Raw genomic sequence first — 21,407 nt, 5'->3', positions numbered from 1 at the left:
TCCTGCTATTCCATAAACCTAATCGACTGTCAATTTCCAAACTTGACAGGACTCAACCAATTCTCAAAGCTTTATGGCTCAAGTAAAATCAGATGCCTTGGTGTTTTATGGTGCAACCGGGGATCTAGCCTATAAAAAAATATTCCCCGCCCTTCATATGATGGTCAAGCGGGGAAATCTCAATTCTCCCATCATTGGAGTGGCAAGGGGAGATTATGATTTGGAAAAACTTCGTGCACGGGCCAAAGAAAGCGTTCAAAAGTATGGTAAGTATGATGAAGAGTCCTTTGCTAAATTCTGTGAGCTTTTGAAGTTTGTCGGTGGAGACTACACCGATACCCAGACCTTCCAACGAATCAGGGAGGCCTTGGGATCAGCTAAAAACCCAACGCACTACTTAGCTATCCCTCCTGTCCTTTTCCCCAAAATTGTCGAGCAATTGGATCTTTCGGGCTGTGCCAAAGGGGCGAGGGTAATTGTCGAAAAACCGTTCGGAACCGATTTTGAATCTGCCAGAGCACTGAACAAAGTGCTCCTTTCCAAATTTTCAGAAAGTGCCATCTATCGAATCGACCACTATCTGGGCAAAAGACCGGTCAACAATCTGGTCTTCTTTCGTTTTGTCAACTCTTTGCTCGAACCCGTTTGGAACAAAGATCATATCGAATCCATGCAAATCACCATGGCGGAGGATTTTGGGATCCAAAGCAGAGGGGCATTTTACGATGTGACCGGAGCTATCCGTGATGTGATTCAAAACCACCTGTTCCAAATCCTTTGCAACCTGACCATGGAGCCGCCCAAAGCCCTCGACAGTGAATCGATCCGGGATGAAAAAGTACGGGTGCTCAAAGCCATAACTCCGCTCAGAGGTCAAGACGTAGTAAAAGGCCAATACGCCGGTTACCTGAATGAAAAAGCCGTTAAGCCGGATTCCAAAACAGAAACTTTTTCGGCGATGAGGCTCCATATTGACTCTCCGAGATGGGAAGGTGTTCCTTTCTTTATCAGGGCAGGTAAAAACCTCCCGGTCACATGCACGGAAATCTTGGTTCGATTCAAGCACCTTCCTTCGGCCTATTCATCCATTGCTACCCAGCCCAATCATATCCGATTCAGAATTAGCCCAGACGTCACTGTTGCCTTTGGCATGCTGATTATGGCACAAGGAGAAGATATGGCTTCTGTTCTTTCCGAAGTTCAAGGCAATCCCACTCCTTTTCCAAACGAGAAAGATGCTTATGAGCGGGTACTCACCGATGCCATGGCCGGAGATCCCACTCATTTTGCCAGACAGGACTATGTAGAAGAAGCTTGGAAAATAGTCGACGATTACTTAAAATCGGATGTACCTGTCTACACCTATGAACCGGGTACATGGGGTCCTGAAAATGTAGACGAATTGATTCTTCCTCCCGGTGGTTGGAACAATCCGGTCGTGGTTAAAAAGTGAAAAATGAAAACAGAAATCTATTCAACTGCTGAGGAAGTCGCGGCTCAAGCGGCAAAATACATTGAAGAAAAAATCAGGGCTGGAATATTGGAGAAGGGGCAATTTTCCTTGGCTATCAGTGGGGGGCGTACCCCTTGGGAGATGATGAAAATCCTCGTGAAAGCCAAACTTAGATGGGAGAAGGTCAATATTTTTCAGGTAGATGAACGGGAAGCTCCTGATGGACATCCAGACCGTAACCTCACCCAGCTTTTCCAAAGCCTGGAAGGGTCGGGAATTCTTACGAGGGTAAATATCTTTCCCATGCATACGGTAGCAGATGACCTGTCTGCTGAAACAGAAGAATACTCCAAAATCATTCATCAAGTCACCGGAGAAGGAATTTTGGATTTGGTCCATCTGGGATTGGGATCTGACGGACATACCGCCTCATTAATTCCCGGAGATCCTGTTTGCGAGGTCACCGACCGGGATATCGCATTGACTGAGCAGCCCTATCAAGGACGAAAGCGAATAACGATGACCTATCCATTAATCAATCGGGCAAAGGAAATTGTATGGATCGTCACCGGGAAAGAAAAGGCCGAAATGCTGAAACGGCTTCAAAATCAGGATCCGGGCATTCCTGCCGGAAGAATCAACCCTGCCAATTCCCTGATTCTTGCAGATGAAGCTGCAAGTCAATCCAATTGAAGAAATTTAAGCCTGATTCTGTCAGGCTTTTTTTGGGTATTCTACCCCATTCCAATCCCTTTTTTTAATCTGGATTATGCATTAGAATTCGTAGCGAGAGCTCAAAATGCAAGAAAATCAGTCACTTTGGAGATCGAGGCGTAGCACCGCTACGGTGAGAGCGAAAAGTGAAGTGAAACGACTGATTTTAACGTATTTTGAGGTCGTAGTAGATTTTCTAATGCATATTTCAGGTTTAACTTCCAAAAATTTGTACCCCATGCTCCGCCTATTCACCCAAGCTCATCAAAATCCTTCAAAAACAGCAATAATTGACTCCTATGGGACCTATTCCTATCAGGATCTATCCTTCAAAAGTGATCAGGTTGCCTTTCATCTATTGTCAGGAAAAACTGATCTTCTCCAAACCCGGGTCGCCTTCATGGTTTCTCCGGGAATTGACTATGCAGCCATCCAATGGGGAATATGGAAAGCCGGAGGTATCGCGGTTCCGCTTTGCATCACCTATCCCCTTCCTTCGCTCAGCTACGTGATAGAAGATACTCAGGCCGAATTCGTCATCGCAGGCCCCGAATATGAAGCCATTCTTCGTGATTATGCCATCGGAAAAAATCTCCGGTGGTTGACTTTGGCAGAGTTGAAGCAACCTATAAGTGAGAAGCTTCTTCCTGATTTTTCCACAGACAGGGGAGCTATGATTCTATATACTTCGGGCACGACCAGTCTTCCCAAGGGAGTTCTTACCACCCATGCCAATATTGAATCCCAAGTCAGCACGTTAATCGATGCATGGGAATGGTCGGCTGAGGATTATACGCTTTGTCTACTCCCTTTGCATCATGTACATGGCATCATAAATGTCCTGTCCTGTGCACTTTGGGCCGGAGCCACGGTCCATTTTCTGCATCCATTTGATGCCAGGCAGGTTTTCGAGATTTTCCTTCAGGGAAAAGTCAATGTATTTATGGCCGTACCCACCATTTACTTTAAGCTGATATCCGAATTTGAATCCCGTTCAGAACTCGAAAAAGTTCAACTTCATGAATCCATGAAACGCTTTCGGTTGATGGTTTCGGGTTCAGCAGCATTGCCCGTTTCGGTCATGGAATCCTGGCAAAAGATTTCCGGACATTACCTGCTCGAGCGCTATGGCATGACCGAAATCGGCATGGCCATCAGCAATCCCTATGATGGACAACGCAGGGCAGGATATATCGGGAAACCTCTTCCTGGAGTGTCGGCAAGATTGGTCGATGAACAAAATCAGGAAGTAGCCGCAGGTCAGCCCGGAGAAATTCAGATCAAAGGCGCCTCGGTATTCAAAGAGTATTGGGGAAAACCGGAAGCGACGGCAAAGACCTTTACAGAAGACGGTTGGTTTAAAACTGGCGACATAGCGGTGATTGAGGACAGTTACTTCCGAATTTTGGGAAGAGACTCGGTCGATATCATCAAATCCGGTGGTTATAAGATTTCTGCCTTGGAGATTGAAGAAATACTCAGAAAGCATCCCATGATCAAAGATTGCGCTGTCGTGGGAATGCCTGAAGAGGAATGGGGAGAATTGGTAGTGGCAGGGATCATTCCTTTTGGAGAAATCGATACCAAAGCACTCAATCATTGGATGAGAGAACAAATGCCAGCCTACAAAACCCCTAGAAAGTACCTCATTTTAGAGGAACTTCCCCGAAATGCCATGGGCAAAGTCGTGAAAAACGACCTCAAAAAACTCTTTGCTTAACTCCCTGTCGACCCTTAAACCCAACTCAAACCATGATCAAAGGCCTTGCTTTATTGTCTTTCGCCTTCCTCTTGGGGATGTGGACAGGCGAACTTTTAGGTTCTTTTTTGGGTATCGAAGCCAATGTGGGAGGAGTTGGTTTTGCGATGATCTTTTTGATTTTTCTGAAGGAGGGATTTGTGCAAAAAGGATGGTGGAAACCGGAATTGGAATTTGGAATCGAATTTTGGAACAGACTTTACATCCCTGTAGTCATTGCGATGGCCGCCAGTCTTAATGTAAAATCTGCCCTTTCTTCGGGAATTTTAGCCATTTTAGCCGGTACTATCCCGGTATTTTTAGCTTTTTGGGTATTTAAGATCCTGGTCAAATCCGTAAAGCCCAGCTAAGATGGAAGCGCTTCTCAAGCTGATCGATAAAAACGGATTGATCGTCGCTTTTCTCCTGGTCGGTCTTCTGACTTGGGCAACCGATGTTTTTTCCAAAAGAGTGCTTTCTTCCAAAATCCCGGGGTCAGCGATCGCTATTTTCATGGCTTTGGTGTTCGGGTACTTGGGCGGATGGATCGCTGAAGGTGAAAAAGGACTGGCCGATTTGAAGCTTTTCCAAGGACTTTCGTTGTTGGGGGGATCCATGTTTCGGGATTTTGCCATCGTATCCACAGCCATAGGCGCTAACTTTTTCCTGATTCGAAAAAGTGGGCTTTTGGGGCTGATTTCCCTGGTATTGGGCATCAGTGTCTTTTTTATAGGTGGGGTGGTATTGGCTTGGTTGATGGGTTTTAGGGATGCTGTGAGCCTGTGTACCATCGGAGCAGGGGCTTGTACCTATATTGTAGGTCCTGTCACAGGGGGAGCCCTGGGCGCCAGTTCGGAAGTGATCGCCCTGAGTATAGGCGCCGGAGTGGTCAAGACCATCGCGGTGACCATCTTCACTCCCATCCTGGCCAAAAAAATCGGCTTGGATTCGCCGGGAGCAGCCATGGCTTTCGGAGGAATCATGGGAACCTCCAGCGGGGTAGCAGCAGGACTCGCTGCCACCGATCCTAAACTGGTCCCTTATGGCGCGGTTACCGCAACCTTTTACACAGGTTTGGGTTGTTTGGTGTGTCCTTCTCTGTTTTATTTGATACTCAACTGGCTGGTAGCTTAAGCTAATACCATCCAAACCCTCAAACTCATCATGCAAAAACTTCTTTATTCAGGACTTCTCGCTTTGATTTTCTCGTGTTCTGCGCCTCAGGAGCATGCCAAAGAAAAGTCTGTACCCGTGGCACCCAGAATTGAAATAGCAGAAATTGAAGCCGGAATCAAGTCTTTTATTGACCAAACCACTGCTGAAAACGGTGGCTTTTTCCCGGTTAAAGATGAAAATCATGACCTCAAAATGAAGCTGGTAAGGGTTCATACCGAATATCTTTCCAACCTGGGGCCCGACAGCCACTTTGCCTGTGTGGATCTGGTAGATGAAAAAGGAGATGTCTATGATGTGGATTTTTTCATGGAAGGAAAACCGGGGGCTATGACCGTCACACAGACTACCGTGCACAAACTCAACGGAAAGCCCTTTTACAGTTGGAAACAAAAAGCAGACAAAACCTGGTACAGAATGCCACTCGAACAATCAGACAATAACCTTCTCGGCGTCATTGAAGGAAAAGACAAGTTTGAATTCTATTACACAGTGACAATTCCTGAGTTGAAGGAAAAAGCTAAAATCTGGATTCCCATCGCACTTTCTGATGATTTCCAGGAAGTGCAGGTCTTAGACATGAAAGTGCCCGGCAAATCCAGCCAGCTCTTGGACCAAGTCAATCGGAACAAAGTACTTTATCTCGAACTTAATCCGGAAGACAGCGGAAAGTCCATCGAGATTTCCTATGCTGTAAAACGAAGAGAAAAAACTCCTTATGAAGCCCCAACCCCTGATCCCAAAGTCGATTTGGTCTCCAACAAGCTGATGCCAATCGGGGGACGTTTTGAGCAAATTGCCAAAGAAACCTTAGGTCTAAAAATCAATGATTCTCACTTGGTTCAAGCCAGAGCCTTGTACGATTACATCATCGACAACATGCGCTACATGAAGTTCGGGGATTTTGGCCGGGGAGACTCCAACTATGCCTGTGATTCCAAGACTGGGAATTGCTCTGAATTCCACTCCTTCTTTATATCACTTGCAAGGTCGGTGGGTATTCCTGCTCGGTTTGCGATTGGTGCATCGATACCATCCGATCGAAATGAGGGAGGAATCGACGGTTACCACTGCTGGGCGGAATTTTATGCCGATGGAAAATGGTGGCCTGTGGATATCAGCGAGGCGAATAAATACACGGCCCTGGCTACTTATTACTTTGGCCGACATCCAGCCAACCGAATCGAATTTACCAGAGGCAGGGACTTGGCGCTTAGTCCAGGTCCATCCGATGGGCCGATCAATTTCTTGGCCTATCCTTATCTGGAAATTAATGGCAAAGAAGTTAAGGCTCCTACCACCTTTACTTTCCAAAGGAAATCCTAAAAAATTGAGCAAAAAAAGAGGCCCGATCAAACAGATCGGGCCTCTTTTTTATTCCTTACTTACTGTGCAGCTGTGGTGTCACCTGCTGTGCTGTCAGCCGCGGGATGCTCACCCCCACTTGGGTGTTCGCCTTCAGTTGGATGCTCTGCTTGCTCAGTGGTCTCTTCAGCAGCTTCTTCTTTTTTACCTCCGCAAGACGTAAATAGGGTTGCAGAAAGAAATCCTACAATCATCAGGCTGGCAATAGTGAATCGTAATTTTTTCATAATTGGATAAGGTTGTAAGGTTAACAATTCGAAATTTAAGTCTTTTAGAACAAATCAAGCCATGATTTAACCGGTAATTTTCTATTGAGACATTCTGAGCTTAATGATAAGCGAAGAAATCAACGTGAGTCCGCCGATTGAAACCACCGCATAATCCACCCCAAACCTGTCTGCAATTACTCCGGATAATACCGCGCCGACGGCATAGCCCATATCCCGCCAAAAGCGGAATGTCCCTAAACTTTCGGCACGCTGTACTGGGTGACTGGAGGCGGCAATTGCTGCCATAAAAGTGGGGTAAACTACGGCCGTGCCAAGTCCCAACAGCACGGACAAACCCACAAAAGATTCAAAGGAGTGGACCCAAATCAATCCCATAATCGCAAGCCCCTGAATCAGCATTCCCCAAAAAAGCATTCCCTTGTGAGAAAGATGATCCGCCATTTTACCAGTAAAAAGCTGTCCCATCCCCCATAGAATGGGATAAACCGAGGCGATTTTCCCTATTTCTTCCAAACCAAATCCTCTGGAAATCAAAAGTACCGGCAACAACCCCCAGATCATCCCATCATTGAGATTATTGACCAATCCAGCCTGGGTCACCGAACTGAGGGATTTATCGACCCAAGTGGTATTCCAAAATACACCTCTGATCTCAACTATATCCCTTTCCTCTGCTTCTTGTTTGACAAAGGCATGTGTATCCCTGACCAAAAAGGAAAAAAGAAGTCCCAAAATTCCCATTCCTCCCATCACCCAAAAGGGTACGGGACGAATACCAAATCGGGCGGTGAGATAAGCACTGCCCACTGCTGCCAATCCTACTGCTAAATACCCTGCAAATTCATTTAGGCCCATGGCCAATCCACGGTTTTTATCCCCCACCAGGTCGATTTTCATCACCACGGTACTGCTCCAAGTCAACCCTTGACTGATTCCAAGTAGGATGTTGGCAAAAATGATCCAAGACCAGACCTCAGCATAATTCAAAATCACCGGAACAGGCAGCACCAGTATCCATCCCAAAATCAATAGATTTCGCCGACCAAATCGGTTGGCAAATCTGCCTGTGAAATAATTGGTAAAAGCTTTGCTGACTCCAAAGGCAGCGATAAACCCCAACATGGCTGCATGGGACTCCAAGCCAAATACTTCAGTGGCAAAATCCGGAAAAATTGATCGCTCCATTCCGATCATCCCGCCAACAAAGGCATTGATGAAGACTAAAAGTGAAAATTGCTTCCAGTTTTGCCTGAGTCCAAGTTGAGCGTCCATAAATGACCGATTTATCTCTCAAAGGTCCGGTGCTCAGACTCGGAAAGCTTTTACAAATGTTAAAAAAGGAATTCACCGCGCAGAGTTTAAATGGAGTAATCAGTGGTCAGTGTTCAGTGATCATAAACAGGAAACTGTGACTGAATACTGCGAGTACCGACTTATCACTTGTTCTCTGTCCCTTCGCGGTGAATCAAAAAAGCGTTAGCTTTTCCTTTGCGCACTTGAAAAAGGTCTGTAGAAACCTAAAAAGCTTAAGTTCTCAAAAATGCCTTATCCTAGTTCCCTTTTTCCTTTGTGATCTCCGTGGTAAAAAATTCCTTCGCGCCCACTACGCCGCGGTGAAAAATCACTTCTTCTGTCCTCGGATTCGACTCAAACTCACCTGCGTAATTCCCAAAAACGAAGCCACATGCTTCAACGAAATCTTATGAATCAGTTCGGGTTTTTCCTCAATCAGCTTTTCATACCGCTCCTGAGCCGTTAAAAACTGTATATTTTCCAATCGCTTAAGCGTCTCTACATAAGCCTGTTGAATCAATTTTCGGAAAAGACGCTCTAACTCATGGTGCTGTTCAAAGAGTCGGAAAAGAGGTTCGGCAGGAATACTCACCACCAGAGAATCTTCCAATACCTGTATGGCCTTTTTGCTCGGACTTTGGGTAAAAAGACTTTCTGCACGGATAATCAGTTCATTAGGGAAGGCAAAATACTCCGTCACTTCTACCCCATCTTTGAGGTAATAAATCCTTCCCACTCCCGAAATCATAAAATAAATGGTCTTGCAGGTCGCACCGATGGCTTGGATTTCTTGATTTTTTTCAAATTTCCTGATCGAACACAGTCCTTCCAAAGCCTGAACCGAATCCTCGCTCAATTTTTGAATTTGATCAAAATAAGTGATCAGGGTCTTCAGTTCAGGATTGGAATTCATGATGAATGACTTTTTCTAAATCTCAATTATTCAACTTTACCGGCAAAAGAGTACCTGCTTTAATCTCATCCGAAGACCTGGTCAAAAGCGTGTCTCCTTCCTGAAGTTCTCCGAAAATCTCCTTCCCATCCTTCATCTGGATTCCTTCCCGTACATCCACCCATTCGGTTTGTCCATTTCGGATTCGGATTACAAACTTCCCTTCCAAAGTGGTTGTCACTGCGGAATTTGGCACTTTGAAGGTGCTTTCTGCCCGGCCCAGATTCAGATTGGCAGTGGCGTACATGCCGGATTTAATGGCTCCCGAGCGGTTGTCAAACTCGTATTCCCAAAGTTCGGTGCGGGTGGTTCGGTCGATCGCACCTGATTTGCGGCTGAGTTTGGCCGAAAAGGTTTGATTCACCAACGCATCTGTACTGAAATTCAGGGAATCTCCGCCGGGAAGACTGGAAACATAGGCTTCAGGGATGTGAATCCGCACCCGGATTTTGTCAGGATTTTCAACCGTCAGGATACCTTCTGGATTTCCAGCTTGCACATAGTCACCCACATCGACTTTTCTTTTGGTTACAATCCCGTCAAATGGAGCCCGGATTCCCAGATAGGATTGGTATTGTCCCGAAGCCTGAGAATTGGCCTTGGCTGCCAACCAGGCCGAGCTGTCGGCCAAAAACTGATTTTTGGCACTGATCAATTCCGATTCGGCAACGGCCCCTTGCTCCTGAGCCGCTATTTTGATTCGCTGATACCGATCCCGACTGGATTCGTAGCGAGCCGCCACTTCCTGGAATCCAGCGCCAGCCTGAGCTGCACGGGCATTCACTTCAGGAGCTTCGAGTTGGACTAGGAGTTGTCCCTTTTTCACCTGATCTCCGATATCCACCAACACGCGCTGCACATAGCCTTCCACTTTGGGATGGATTTCGGCAGATTCATAGGGCAACAGCTCAACCGGAAGCTGGAGTGTATTGGATACGGCTTGTTTCTTTAGGATAAAAGCCGATTTGGTGTCCGAAACGGCTTGGCCTTCTGTCGCTTTTTCCCCACAGGAAAAAAGGCCAAATGCCAAAAGAAGAGCCGGGATGGTTTGATATATTTTCATGGATGTTCTGATTTTTAGTTTTGGATAAAATAGGTAGAGTCCTGGTCTTCAGGATTGAGGGATACGCTTTGGTAAGCGGTTTTTCCAACCAAAGCCCGATAAATTAATGGAAGGAAAACCAGGGTGCTGACCATGGAAAGGATCAAGCCTCCGATCACCGCCACGCCCAAAGGCGCCACCTGATCACCTCCCTCACCAAATCCCAAGGCCATTGGGGTCATCCCCGCAATCATGGCAAAACTGGTCATCAGAATCGGTCGGAGACGATTTCCTGCAGCGGAGAAATAGGCTTTGGAATCCCCCCTTTTCCGCAAATCCTCTGCATTGGTCACATAGAGAATCGCGTTGGCAACGGCCACTCCGACCGCCATAATCGTCCCCATGTAGGATTGGATATTCAATGTATGCCCGGTCAAAAGCAAGAATCCAACAGAACCAGCCAACACCGCAGGAAGAATGGAAACCGTGGCCAAAGAAATCTTAAACGATTGGAAACTCGCCGCCAGCATCAAAAAAATCACCAGCACGGCGATCCCCAAGCCCAACTGCAATTCGCCCAAGGTCTGCTCCAGCAGTTCACTTTGCCCGCGCTTCAAGATCCGAACTCCAGCCGGAAGTTCGCCCAAGTCTGCAATGGCTTCATCAAGACCTTTGACCGCAGCTCCCAAATCCTGATCGTGGATATTGGCCGTAAGCGTGATAAATCGTTCCTGATTCAATCGGTCATATTGGGCCGGAGATTTGGTTCGCTCCCAGGTGGCCACATCCCTGAGGAAGACTTTTCGCTCAGGACTGTTAAACACCGGAACCAGGGCAATTTCATTCGGAGAATTCACCCGATATTGTGGGTATTCGACCTGTACCTGATAAGCCACACCTGAAGCCGGATCCCTCCAATAGTTAGGTTGGGTAAATCGGCTAGAAGAAGTTGCTGTCACCAAAGAATTGGAAATCTGCTGCACCGTCAATCCCAACTGCCCGGCTTTCACCCGGTCAATATCCACTTTCAATCCCGGATAATCCAAGGGCGTGGCAATGGTCACATCCCGGAAATATGGTTTTTGATTTAGGTTGGCTTTGAGTTTTTCGGCGATTTCGGAGGAAAGCTTAAAATCCTTGCTCAACACCGCCACCTCGATGGGATTGGTTGAGCCTAAGTTCATCACCTGATCGACCAAGTCACCCGGTTCAAAGGAAAGTGTCGCTTCCGGAAATTCAGATTGAAAGCGCTCCCGGAGCTTTTCCTTGAAATCTTCTATGCCCATTCCGGCATCTTTGGCCAAGTTGATCCGAGTCAGAGATTCATGAGGTCCCGAGGTCCAGAGATGAATCAAGTTGACCGGAAAACTGGAAGGTTGTGTTCCGACAAAGGCAGAGGAAATCTCGATGTTTCCTTTGCCGACGATTTCTTCAGTGAGCTTGAGCATGGCTTGAGTAGCTTCTTCCGTTCGCTCGACACGGGTTCCGGTCGGAAGTCGTAATCTAACCGCCGCCTGTCCAGCATCGACTTTGGGAAAAATATCCAGTCCGATGGTTGAGAAGCCCAATCCCAAAATCAGCAATGCACCGGCGAAATAGCCCAGCAAAGCCAGTTTGGAATTGCTGTCTACCTTTTTCAGAGAGGAATCATACCGCTTTTTGAAACGGGAAAACCGACCTTCCTCTTTCTCAGGATCCAAATGCTTCATCATCCAAACGGCCATTACCGGCACGAATGTCATCGAAAGCAAAAACGAAGCGATCATCGCAAATCCCACAGCCAATGACATCGGTAGGAACATTCCTTTGGGAACACCTGTCATAAACAAGGCCGGGGCAAAAACGGCCAGAATACTAAAGAGGATCAATAATTTCGGATTCACGATTTCTTTACAGCCATCCAAGATTGCCAAGGCTTTCGGCTTGCCCATTTCCAGATGGCGGTGGATATTTTCAATCGTCACCGTGGCCTCATCCACCAAAATCCCAACGGCCAGGGCCAATCCACCTAATGTCATAATGTTTATAGTCTGACCGATCAGATTCAGTACAATCACACTGCTCAGCAAGGCAATCGGAATGGTCATCACCACAATCAAGGCCCCTCTTCGATCTCCCAAAAAGGCCAAGACCATCAATCCGGTCAGGATTGCTCCCAGGCCGCCTTCGAAAAGCACATTCTTCAGGGAGTTGATCACATAGCCGCTTTGGTCAAATTCATAGGATACCTTAATGTCTTCAGGTACCGAGGCTTGCATATCGGGAAGTGCTTTTTTGACGTTTTGCACCACTTCCCAAGTGGAAGCATCGGCACGTTTGGTCACCGGAATGTATACCGATCGGGCTCCGTTGACTAGGGCATACCCTGTGGTCACATCCGAACCGATCTCCACATTGGCGATGTCACGGAGATAAACTGCAGCCCCTTGTCCCAACTGGAGCGGAATCTCTCCAAACTCCTGCACGTCTTCGATGACCGTATTTTGTGGAGTGATCAAGGTCTCGTCTCCCACTCGGATATTTCCCGCCGGGGAAATCAAATTGGAAGAAGCCAAAGCTTGGACGATCTCATCCGGGGAAGAATTATAGCGCTGAACCCGCTCAGGATCGATCTTGATGATGACCGTTTTGGCACTTCCTCCAAAAGGCGGAGGCGCAGAAACACCCGGTAGGGTGGAAAACATCGGACGAACTTTAAACAGGGCCAAGTCAGAGATTTCTCCAAGCGTTCGGCTTTCGGAGGAAAAAACCAACTGCCCGACCGGTACCGAACCTGCATCAAATCGGGTGATAAATGGAGGTACTGTTCCCGGAGGCATAAAGGCCCGGCTTCGGTTCACATAGCCCACCACTTCCGCTGCGGCCTGACTCATGTCTGTACCTTCGTGAAAAATGATCTTGATCAGGGCATTGCCCTGCACCGACTTGGATTCTACGGATTTGACACCGGTCACATAGAGAAAGTGATACTCGTAGTAGTTGGTCACAAAGGACTCCATCTGCTCTGGAGAAAGTCCTCCATACGGCTGAGCCACATAGATCGTGGGCAAACCGAAGGTGGGGAAAATGTCCACCTTCATGCTTCGGATCGCCAAAAACGAGAAGAAAACGATGGCTAAGACCGCCACCATGACGGTAATGGGTTTGGAAAGTGCTCCTTCGATTAGCTTCATTTTATTGGTCGATTTGGGTTAAAAAAAGATCCATATTTCCCAGAGTTGCGGCTTGAAGCAAAAGGGACTTCCAGGTATTCAGATAGGCTGATTTGAGCTTGGCTTCTGCAAAAAACAGCTCGTTTTGCGTTTGGATCAGTTCTGAATAATCCACCAAACCGGCATTGTAGCGGGTCTGAATGGCTTTGAAGGCAGCTTCAGATGCTTCCAGTTCCAAAGGCACTTCTTTGGCCAATTCGAGATTGGCTAGAAACTCATTTTGTGCCCGGGCTTCTCGAGACTGAAGCGAAATTTGGGTTTGACGAAGCTGGCTTTCGGCAGCTTTTACCACAGCTTCCTGCTGGGTTTTGAGGATTTTCTGACGGCTTAGATCCAGAATTGGAAATACTAGTTGCGCCCCAAAACCATAATTGTAGCGGCTGAAACTCCAGCCATCGGCTTTATTGACGACACCATTGAAGTCAATTCCCGAACCCCTGGCATAGGTCGTTCCCCAAAATTCCAGTTTGGGAGTCCAGGCTCGTTTGAGTTGAGACAAAGTTGATTGGGAGGAACTTAGCTCCGATTGAGCCATTTTCAGCAAAGGGTTGGAGGAGCTGGAAAAGTCCATTTGGGGAGCTGGAAGCTTTTTACTGAAAACCGAATTCTCCGGGACTTGGATTTCTTCGGAACTGACCAAGAGTTCGGCCAGTTGGATTTTTTGGGATTCAAAAAGACTTTGAAGCTGAATCAGTTCACTTTTGGCGCGGGAAAGCTCTCCCCGAAAACGCACCGAATCCACTCCGGGACGGATTCCTGAGATCACCAGGCTTCTTACCTGACGTAAATTGAACTCCGTTCGCTCAATGTTTTTTTGGTAGGCTTGAACCAGTTCCTGAGTAGCCAAAAGGTCCAAATAGGTCTTTCCCACTTCGTATTGAACTTTCAGAATTTCATTTTCTACCCCCGCCAGTTCCTTTTCCAAAAGGGCAGATTTGGAATCCGTAGCAGCATCGCGCTGACCAAAGGTGAAAGGAGTCCAGCGAATCAGCAAACTTGCCGCAGTTCCGGGAACCATCACATTGAAATTTTCCATCGAAGGTGGTCCCGAAATGGGTATCAACTGCCCGGGTAGGTTCATCCCGGTGATGTTGTTGTAGGTGGCGAGATTGGCCTGATAGGCTGCATCGAGGGATGGCAACAGCGTGTTTTTCTCGAGTGCCAATTGGGCTTCGGCTTGGGAGGCTTTTGCCTTTTGAAGCAGAATAGCCGGGTAGTTAGCCTCGGCCTGCCGCATCAGTTCGGGAAGACTCTGCCCTCGAGCCAAGCCAGATCCGAGGAGCAAGCATCCCAGAATCAAGGAGAAGATCGGTTTAAATAGGATTTTGATTATCATTTGGTTTGGTTAATTAAGGTTTAAATCCAGCCAGCTCCCAAGGCAATGGCAATGAGAAACAGAAGGATGGCAATAAAGCGTTGCAAAAAGGTAAGCGTCACTTTTTTGAGAAGTTTATTTCCAAGATAGGCACCAAGAATGGCTGATCCAGTGGCAATTAGGACAAGAGGTATATTTTCCACCAATCCGGCATCCAAAAACCGGCTGGCATAGACCGTCAATCTGGAAAAATCGATCAAGGCTCCGAGCACCACCGAAGTTCCGATGAAGGCTTCTTTGCTGAGACCGGCTTTGATTAAAAAGGCCGATCGAAGGGCTCCTTGATGTCCGGAAAGCCCACCAAAAAATCCACTTAAAACTCCCCCAAAAGGCAAATATTTTTGATCAATCCTGATTCGCTCCAAATAGGGTATCAAGTCCATCAGGGCAAATACCATCAACAAAACAGCGATGGTCAGTTTAACAGGTGTGATCTGGAAAACACTTTCTCCCAGGCTGTACTCCAAAAGAGGCCTCGAATCAGAAATTTGAAGCAACAACCAAGCACCCAAGGCAGCCGCAACGATAGCCGGCAGCCCGAATCGGAGCAACACGGTTCGGTCTGCGTCTTTTCCGACCAGAAACAGCTTGAAGATATTATTGAAAAAGTGAACCACGCCAGTCAATGCAATCGCCAGGTCCACCGGGAAAAACAGAATGAAAACCGGAGCCAAAATCGTCCCCAGTCCAAACCCCGAAAAGAAGGTCAGGATAGCCGTGAGAAAAGCCGCTAGGGAGATGATCAGGATTTCCATTTAGCCGGAGTTTTTGCTTAGGTTTTGATCTACGGACCAATAGCCTCCGCCTTTGATTAAAAGAAAAATACTTCCTAAAAGCATGGACCAGTCAGTTCTGCTTCCATGCATCATTTCCCAAAAACCCTGATTGGCTAGAACCTCGGATTTGGTGGTAGCAATTGCCACCAGCATGATGATAATCAGCGGGATGCTTGCCAATCGGGTGTACAATCCCAACAGAATCAGGGCTCCGCAGAGAATTTCAAAAGCACCAACGAAGCTTCCCAAAAATTCCGGCGAAGGTAAACCTATCTTATCAAATCTACCCGCACCTCGGATCGCTGGAAAAAGAAACTTCTGAACCCCTTCCGATAAAAATACAGCACCCACAATCAGGCGAATAAGAATAGTCGTTTTCGATGGGTCAGTTTGAGTGATTTTTTTAATCATAATTCAATTAGTTGTAATCAATATGATGCCCCTGGTTGGTTTTTCTCCTTCAAATGGAATTGAAAATATTGACATGACATGAGTACATAATCGAAGCATGCCAGCCTTCGAAAAAGGGTTGGAATACTTGAGATAGATCGCAATAATAGAAGTCAACTTATTTCCAATGAGAATGAAAAAGCTTTACTTTAGCAATTTAAAGCATCAAAAAGCCATGCTTCTGGTAGAAAAAAATAGAAAAATGGTACTATTGAAAATATTGACTACGAAACTGAAGCGGAGTTAGTCCATTATGTTTTTTGAAAAATTTCGTGAAATACGAGGCATCGTTGAAGGCCAGACGATCCGCAATTTCATTCATGCTGAGATCTGTGTGAAGGATGTACCGCTTGGCCTCCAGACTGAGCTGATTGGCCAGATGTTCCCCTGCACTTTTGTTGGAATATTTTCGGCAGACAGCATTCAGATTTTGAGGAGTGGTATTCAATAAGGACGCAAAATCAGCGACCAAGTGGTATTCGGGGCATTTTTCTCCCAGCAACTTTTGAAACTTTCTAAAAAGCGAATCTTCTTGCTTCGGCCCTTCTTCATTAAGTTGGGAAAGTTGTAAGATTCGGGCAAAAACCGATCTCAAGTAGCCGGAAATCACATCTTTTGACAAGGCTCCTGGGTTTTCATTTTCCTTTCTCATTTCCTCAAAAAGAGTCACCAAGGTCAAATGATCGGCCAGGGAAATGCGGGTGATGGTATCCAGGTTCCGGATCAGATTCAAAATCGGTGCTTCCAATACCGGATCAAAAAACTCTTCCTTAAACAGCAATACGTAACCTTTGGGTATAGCCGTAAACTGCCAGCAATGGACCTGATTGGGTTTCAAAAAGTACAGTTCAGGTGCCTGAATTGGAAACGTATCCATTTCCACCTGATGAAATCCCTCTCCTTCGGCAATGCAAATCAGTTCGAAATAGCCGTCGTGCTTATGAGGCTTGGTCCGTTTGATGATTTCCTTGAAGCGCGAGACTTTAAAAGTAAATTCCGAACCGAGTTTGTCTTTGATCGCAATACTCATGATTGATTAGTTTTCGAATCCGAAGCTGAGAATTTCCTTCAGTTTCTTGTTGTAAATTTATTCAGGTGGCATTTATTTGACCCGGATTTTGCATTAGGGTCCGAATTGATGGAAAAAAATGCAAGCAACCGCTCATTTGAGGGTTGATTCAAGGCACCGCTCTGGTGAATGAGTTAAATGCAGCGAAGCGATTGATTTCATCGCCGCGGCGGATTGTCCCGTAATTAGGAATTCTAAGCCTTATTCCGGGTTTAAAAAAATCCTCAACCATAAATTCTTATTTTCGCTTCAAACTGGTTGATTTCCATCTTTACTATTCATCGAAATGATTCTCGTTGCAGACCTCAATTTCAATCTTCCATGGCAAAATCCGGTGCTGATTTTTTCTTCCATCCTGTTCATTATTCTCTTTGCTCCGATTCTCCTGAATAAGCTCAAGATTCCTCAAATCATCGGTTTGATTATCGCCGGCGCGGTAATCGGTCCCTATGGAATCAATCTGTTGCAGCGGGACAGCAGTGTGGTGCTTTTTGGTACGGTGGGCCTTTTGTATATTATGTTTTTGGCTGGATTGGAGATAGACCTAGCTGACTTTAAGAAAAACAGTAAAAAAAGCCTGATTTTCGGGATGTACACCTTTTTGATTCCGATGACCTTGGGCACCTTAGCGGGTCTCTATGTACTTGAGTTTTCTCTCAATACCTCCATACTCCTGGCATCCATGTTTGCCTCCCACACACTCATAGCTTACCCAATTATCAGTAAAATGGGGGTGACCAAAAATAAGGCGGTCAATATAACTGTTGGTGGAACCATGATCACAGACACCCTCGCCCTGTTGGTTTTGGCAGTGATCGTCGGTATGAGCAAGGGAGAAATCAACTCACAGTTTTGGATTCGATTGGTTATTTCCTTTTCGATTTTTGCATCATTGGTTTGGTTTGTTTTTCCCGTGTTGGGAAGGTGGTTTTTTACCAAGTTTGAGGACAATATATCCCAATACATTTTTGTGTTGGGCATGGTCTTTCTAGCGGCATTTTTGGCCGAAGCTGCGGGCATAGAAGCTATCATTGGAGCATTTTTGGCCGGTTTGGCACTCAATCGTCTGATTCCTCATACCTCGGCGCTGATGAACAGAATCGAGTTTGTGGGCAATGCCTTGTTCATTCCTTTTTTTCTGATCGGTGTGGGGATGCTGATCAATTTTCGGGTATTTTTTGAAGGATGGGAAACTATCCTCGTAGCCATAGTCATGACCGCAGTGGCGACACTTTCCAAATTTCTTGCTGCTTGGCTTTCTCAGAGGACATTCAATTTTTCCAGTGCACAACGGGATATAATTTTTGGTCTGAGCAATGCCCAGGCAGCAGCGACCTTGGCTGCGGTATTGGTAGGCTACAACATCATTTTGGGAACAGATGAGACCGGAGAACCTATCCGCTTACTCAGCGAGAGTGTCTTGAACGGTACCATATTGATGATTCTGGTCACTTGTACTCACGCTTCATTTGTGGCACAAAAAGGAGCCTCAGTTTTGGCATTGGAGGAAAATACTGAGGATGAGGGGACCGAGGAAACTAAAACAGAAAAAATCCTGATTCCGATCAACTATCCGGAGAACATCGAAGAATTGATCAATTTGGGGACCACCATCAAAGCCAAAAAGTCCAAAAACTCCCTCTTGGCGCTGAATATCGTGCCTTCTGACTCGCAGGATGCCACCAAGGAAAAGGCCGCGAGAAAGCTCCTGGAGAAAGCTTCCGTCATTGCAGCGGGATCCGACAATCACCTGACCGAACTGATCCGATATGATTCGGACATCGTCAATGGAATCACCAATGTAGTCAAGGAAAACAAGGCTACGGATTTGGTCATGGGACTACACAAACAGCATGGCATATCGGATTCTTTTCTGGGAAAGCTTACAGAGGGAATCCTGAAAAACTGCAACATCACTACATTTATTTACAAGAATGTACAGCCTATCAATACCATCAGCCAATATTTGATTGTCATTCCTGAAAATGCGGAAAAAGAAATCGGCTTTGCATTCTGGTTGTTGAGAATCTGGAATATAGGGGTGAATACCGGGGCAAAATTGGTTTTCTACGGAACCAATGATACCCTTGACTATATCCGTCAGGTCCAAAAAATGCAGGAAATCTCGGTAAGCTATGTACCATTTGCTGATTGGGATGATTTTTTGATTATTTCCCGAGATCTTAAAAGCAATGATGCCTTGGTCGTGGTTCTAAGCCGGAAAAATGGAAAATCCTTTGATCCAATCATGAAAAAACTGCCAAAGTATCTCAACAATTATTTTCAATCCAACAATTACCTGCTCATCTATCCCATGCAGGAGGGCTTTGACCATCCTGAAAATTCAGATCCGCTGGATTCTACCTCACTCAACCCCACTGATCAGTTTATTTCTTTCAAAACAACTATTTCCAGATTATTCGGTAAAAAGTAAAAGATCATGGAAAAATCCGTTTTGTATATCAAAAATATGGTTTGTCCCCGGTGCATTGAAGCGGTGAACAAAACCTTTGCTGAGTTGGGAATACCGACTCTGGCAGTAGAACTGGGAAAAGTGACTCCTCAAAATCCAGTCTCGGAAGAGGAAAAAAAGTTGCTGGAACGAAGCCTTTCCATCCAAGGATTTGAGCTGCTGGAGGATTCTAAATCTGCTTTGATTTCACGAATCAAAACCTTGCTGATAGACCGAATTCACTACCAACAAGATCCACCAAATTTGAATGTTTCTGATTTTTTGACTGCCCAAATTCATTATGACTACTCTTACTTGAGCCGACTTTTTTCTTCGGTAGAAAGCATGACAATCGAACGCTTTTACACACTCCAGAAAATAGAAAAAGTAAAAGAATTGCTTTTCTATGGGGAAATGAGCCTTTCAGAAATTGCCTTTCGCATGGGGTATAGCAGTGTCGCTTATCTAAGTGCACAATTCAAAAAAGAAACCGGACTGACCCCAAGAGAATTCAAAAGCTCGGGAAAATCCAAAAGGAAAAGTTTGGATGAAATTTAAATCCCAGCTTTTTTAGAAACAGTTTTTTTTTGAAAACCTTCAATCAACCACTTTTTGAATTAAATCATAAAGGTTTTAATCCTTCGCTCATCAGGCTTCCGACCCAATAGTCGATGAATTTTTGAATGATAGTTCAATTGCCGACAATCATAAACCGATTTCTTCCTTATCTTAATCACCGGATAAAATCAAAAATGGAGTATGAAAACTTTTACGCTAGCTTTTTTCCTTGTTGTTTTTGCTTTGGGAATAAACCATCCTTCGGTTTCTCAGCAAAAGACCATCTTAATCAACAATGTGGAGATTTTCAACGGCAAAGATCCGAACACCATCAAGGGTAATGTCCTGATCGAAGGAAATACGATCAAAAAAATCTCCTCCTCTCCCATTCCTACCAACAAGAGCGCCAATGTGCAAATCATCGATGGAAAAGGGAAATTCCTGATGCCGGGCCTGATCGATGCCCACTACCATGCGATGTTTTCCAATCTTTCGCAAATCGCGCTATTGACCGGAAATATCGGCTTTGTCAATCTGGTAGCCGGTAAGAATGCCGAAGCACTTTTGATGAAGGGATTCACGAGTATCCGGGATTTGGGAGGGCCTGTTTTCGGATTGAAACAAGCCATCGATGCAGGGGTGGTCTCCGGTCCAAGAATCTGGCCTTCAGGTGCATTTATATCGCAGACTGGAGGTCATGGGGATTTTCGGCTTCCCAATGATGTACCTTCAGATGCTTCCAATGGACTCAGCTATGCCGAGCGGATCAACGCTGCTGCTATTGCAGACAGTCCCGATGCCGTCCGGCTCAAAGCCCGCGAGCAACTCATGCTAGGTGCAAGCCAAATCAAATTGATGGCCGGTGGAGGTGTGTCTTCCATCTATGATCCGCTGGATGTAACCCAGTACACCGAAGCGGAAATCCGTGCCGCGGTAGAAGCTGCAGAAAACTGGGGGACCTATGTCACTGTTCACGCATACACTCCAAGAGCGATCCAACAGGCAATTCGAGCCGGGGTCAAATGCATTGATCACGGACAGCTGATAGACGAGGAGACTGTAAAAATGATGGTGGATAATAACGTGTATTGGAGTTTGCAGCCTTTTATTGATGAAGGAGACAAGGGCGTATTAAGCCCGGAAAGTAGAGCCAAGCAACTTGAAATGTATCAGGGTACAGACCTTGCATTTGAATTGGCAAAAAAATATAAAATTAAAATTGCCTATGGAACAGACGTGCTTTTTGATGCTCAAAAAGCCGCTCAACCTGGAGTACAATTGCTGAAAATGAAGCGCTGGTTTTCGAATGTCGAAATCCTTCAAATGGCAACCGGAAACAATGGGGAACTCTTGGCATTGTCAGGAAAAAGAAGTCCTTACACGGGTAAATTGGGAGTGATTGAAGAAGGAGCTTTGGCAGATATCCTATTGATCGATGGCAACCTGATCCAAAATTTAGAATTAATCAATGAACCCGAGAAAAACATCCTGATGGTGATGAAGGATGGGAAAATCTTTAAAAACATTTCTCCATAACATCCACCATCATTTTATT

General features: G+C 45.8%; 18 protein-coding genes. 9 read left to right on the top strand and 9 right to left on the bottom strand.

The genetic code is table 11. The features are described 5' to 3' along the window. The first annotated feature begins 73 nt into the window (after positions 1–73). The 6 genes from zwf to CLV31_RS15775 all read left to right on the top strand — a co-directional run bounded on the left by zwf (position 74) and on the right by CLV31_RS15775 (position 6,404). The gene (gene zwf / locus CLV31_RS15800; protein ID WP_111393879.1) at positions 74–1,453 is read left to right on the top strand and encodes a glucose-6-phosphate dehydrogenase; all 1,380 of its coding nucleotides are present in this window, start codon (positions 74–76) and stop codon (positions 1,451–1,453) included. A 3-nt stretch (positions 1,454–1,456) separates the two neighbouring features. Beyond that, positions 1,457–2,146 carry a 6-phosphogluconolactonase gene (gene pgl / locus CLV31_RS15795; RefSeq protein ID WP_111393878.1) on the top strand — a complete coding sequence of 230 codons (690 nt, stop codon included), beginning with the start codon at positions 1,457–1,459 and terminating at the stop codon, positions 2,144–2,146. Positions 2,147–2,405: 259 nt separating this feature from the next. Then, positions 2,406–3,887 carry an acyl-CoA synthetase gene (locus CLV31_RS15790; protein WP_111393927.1) on the top strand — a complete coding sequence of 494 codons (1,482 nt, stop codon included), beginning with the start codon at positions 2,406–2,408 and terminating at the stop codon, positions 3,885–3,887. Between the two features lie 32 nt (positions 3,888–3,919). Continuing rightward, positions 3,920–4,276 carry a malonate transporter subunit MadL gene (locus tag CLV31_RS15785; protein WP_111393877.1) on the top strand — a complete coding sequence of 119 codons (357 nt, stop codon included), beginning with the start codon at positions 3,920–3,922 and terminating at the stop codon, positions 4,274–4,276. A gap of 1 nt (position 4,277) precedes the next feature. After that, a complete protein-coding gene (gene madM / locus CLV31_RS15780; protein WP_111393876.1) occupies positions 4,278–5,039 on the top strand; it encodes a malonate transporter subunit MadM in 762 nt (253 codons plus the stop codon). Positions 5,040–5,069: 30 nt separating this feature from the next. Continuing rightward, positions 5,070–6,404 carry a transglutaminase-like domain-containing protein gene (locus CLV31_RS15775; RefSeq protein ID WP_111393875.1) on the top strand — a complete coding sequence of 445 codons (1,335 nt, stop codon included), beginning with the start codon at positions 5,070–5,072 and terminating at the stop codon, positions 6,402–6,404. 59 nt (positions 6,405–6,463) lie between these two features. Here the strand turns inward: CLV31_RS15775 and CLV31_RS15770 are convergent, their stop codons facing one another. From CLV31_RS15770 to CLV31_RS15730, 9 genes are all read right to left on the bottom strand, one after another. Further along, the gene (locus CLV31_RS15770; protein WP_111393874.1) at positions 6,464–6,670 is read right to left on the bottom strand and encodes a hypothetical protein; all 207 of its coding nucleotides are present in this window, start codon (positions 6,668–6,670) and stop codon (positions 6,464–6,466) included. An 81-nt stretch (positions 6,671–6,751) separates the two neighbouring features. After that, complete coding sequence (locus CLV31_RS15765) at positions 6,752–7,945, bottom strand: MFS transporter (protein WP_111393873.1); 1,194 nt, start codon at positions 7,943–7,945, stop codon at positions 6,752–6,754. Positions 7,946–8,294: 349 nt separating this feature from the next. Continuing rightward, positions 8,295–8,879, bottom strand: a complete 585-nt coding sequence (locus CLV31_RS15760; RefSeq protein ID WP_111393872.1) for a Crp/Fnr family transcriptional regulator — start codon at positions 8,877–8,879, stop codon at positions 8,295–8,297. A gap of 22 nt (positions 8,880–8,901) precedes the next feature. After that, complete coding sequence (locus tag CLV31_RS15755) at positions 8,902–9,981, bottom strand: efflux RND transporter periplasmic adaptor subunit (RefSeq protein WP_111393871.1); 1,080 nt, start codon at positions 9,979–9,981, stop codon at positions 8,902–8,904. A 14-nt stretch (positions 9,982–9,995) separates the two neighbouring features. Beyond that, complete coding sequence (locus CLV31_RS15750) at positions 9,996–13,133, bottom strand: efflux RND transporter permease subunit (RefSeq protein WP_111393870.1); 3,138 nt, start codon at positions 13,131–13,133, stop codon at positions 9,996–9,998. Position 13,134: 1 nt separating this feature from the next. After that, complete coding sequence (locus CLV31_RS15745; RefSeq protein ID WP_111393869.1) at positions 13,135–14,508, bottom strand: TolC family protein; 1,374 nt, start codon at positions 14,506–14,508, stop codon at positions 13,135–13,137. 20 nt (positions 14,509–14,528) lie between these two features. Further along, on the bottom strand, positions 14,529–15,302 hold the full coding sequence (locus tag CLV31_RS15740) for a sulfite exporter TauE/SafE family protein (RefSeq protein WP_111393868.1): 774 nt from the start codon (positions 15,300–15,302) through the stop codon (positions 14,529–14,531). Next, positions 15,303–15,734, bottom strand: a complete 432-nt coding sequence (locus CLV31_RS15735; protein ID WP_111393867.1) for a DoxX family protein — start codon at positions 15,732–15,734, stop codon at positions 15,303–15,305. Between the two features lie 247 nt (positions 15,735–15,981). Then, positions 15,982–16,803 (bottom strand): helix-turn-helix domain-containing protein, encoded by an 822-nt coding sequence (locus CLV31_RS15730; protein ID WP_111393866.1) that lies wholly within the window; start codon positions 16,801–16,803, stop codon positions 15,982–15,984. Positions 16,804–17,128: 325 nt separating this feature from the next. Between CLV31_RS15730 and CLV31_RS15725 the strand changes: the two genes are divergently transcribed. The 3 genes from CLV31_RS15725 to CLV31_RS15715 all read left to right on the top strand — a co-directional run bounded on the left by CLV31_RS15725 (position 17,129) and on the right by CLV31_RS15715 (position 21,388). Beyond that, positions 17,129–19,276, top strand: coding sequence for a cation:proton antiporter (locus CLV31_RS15725; RefSeq protein ID WP_111393865.1), 2,148 nt, complete (start codon positions 17,129–17,131; stop codon positions 19,274–19,276). 6 nt (positions 19,277–19,282) lie between these two features. Then, positions 19,283–19,852, top strand: coding sequence for a helix-turn-helix domain-containing protein (locus CLV31_RS15720; RefSeq protein WP_111393864.1), 570 nt, complete (start codon positions 19,283–19,285; stop codon positions 19,850–19,852). Between the two features lie 201 nt (positions 19,853–20,053). After that, positions 20,054–21,388, top strand: coding sequence for a metal-dependent hydrolase family protein (locus tag CLV31_RS15715; RefSeq protein WP_111393863.1), 1,335 nt, complete (start codon positions 20,054–20,056; stop codon positions 21,386–21,388). The last annotated feature ends 19 nt before the right edge of the window (positions 21,389–21,407 follow it).

Source organism: Algoriphagus aquaeductus, from assembly GCF_003253485.1.
Lineage (GTDB): Bacteria > Bacteroidota > Bacteroidia > Cytophagales > Cyclobacteriaceae > Algoriphagus > Algoriphagus aquaeductus.
Note: the sequence above shows the minus strand (reverse complement) of the source record. Positions and strands in the feature narration are given on the sequence as shown.

Bases quoted from the DNA above. Each gene is read 5' to 3' on its own strand.
- zwf (WP_111393879.1), top strand. From the start codon at position 74: ATGGCTCAAGTAAAATCAGATGCCTTGGTGTTTTATGGTGCAACCGGG.
- pgl (WP_111393878.1), top strand. From the start codon at position 1,457: ATGAAAACAGAAATCTATTCAACTGCTGAGGAAGTCGCGGCTCAAGCG.
- CLV31_RS15790 (WP_111393927.1), top strand. From the start codon at position 2,406: ATGCTCCGCCTATTCACCCAAGCTCATCAAAATCCTTCAAAAACAGCA.
- CLV31_RS15785 (WP_111393877.1), top strand. From the start codon at position 3,920: ATGATCAAAGGCCTTGCTTTATTGTCTTTCGCCTTCCTCTTGGGGATG.
- madM (WP_111393876.1), top strand. From the start codon at position 4,278: ATGGAAGCGCTTCTCAAGCTGATCGATAAAAACGGATTGATCGTCGCT.
- CLV31_RS15775 (WP_111393875.1), top strand. From the start codon at position 5,070: ATGCAAAAACTTCTTTATTCAGGACTTCTCGCTTTGATTTTCTCGTGT.
- CLV31_RS15770 (WP_111393874.1), bottom strand. From the start codon at position 6,670: ATGAAAAAATTACGATTCACTATTGCCAGCCTGATGATTGTAGGATTT.
- CLV31_RS15765 (WP_111393873.1), bottom strand. From the start codon at position 7,945: ATGGACGCTCAACTTGGACTCAGGCAAAACTGGAAGCAATTTTCACTT.
- CLV31_RS15760 (WP_111393872.1), bottom strand. From the start codon at position 8,879: ATGAATTCCAATCCTGAACTGAAGACCCTGATCACTTATTTTGATCAA.
- CLV31_RS15755 (WP_111393871.1), bottom strand. From the start codon at position 9,981: ATGAAAATATATCAAACCATCCCGGCTCTTCTTTTGGCATTTGGCCTT.
- CLV31_RS15750 (WP_111393870.1), bottom strand. From the start codon at position 13,133: ATGAAGCTAATCGAAGGAGCACTTTCCAAACCCATTACCGTCATGGTG.
- CLV31_RS15745 (WP_111393869.1), bottom strand. From the start codon at position 14,508: ATGATAATCAAAATCCTATTTAAACCGATCTTCTCCTTGATTCTGGGA.
- CLV31_RS15740 (WP_111393868.1), bottom strand. From the start codon at position 15,302: ATGGAAATCCTGATCATCTCCCTAGCGGCTTTTCTCACGGCTATCCTG.
- CLV31_RS15735 (WP_111393867.1), bottom strand. From the start codon at position 15,734: ATGATTAAAAAAATCACTCAAACTGACCCATCGAAAACGACTATTCTT.
- CLV31_RS15730 (WP_111393866.1), bottom strand. From the start codon at position 16,803: ATGAGTATTGCGATCAAAGACAAACTCGGTTCGGAATTTACTTTTAAA.
- CLV31_RS15725 (WP_111393865.1), top strand. From the start codon at position 17,129: ATGATTCTCGTTGCAGACCTCAATTTCAATCTTCCATGGCAAAATCCG.
- CLV31_RS15720 (WP_111393864.1), top strand. From the start codon at position 19,283: ATGGAAAAATCCGTTTTGTATATCAAAAATATGGTTTGTCCCCGGTGC.
- CLV31_RS15715 (WP_111393863.1), top strand. From the start codon at position 20,054: ATGAAAACTTTTACGCTAGCTTTTTTCCTTGTTGTTTTTGCTTTGGGA.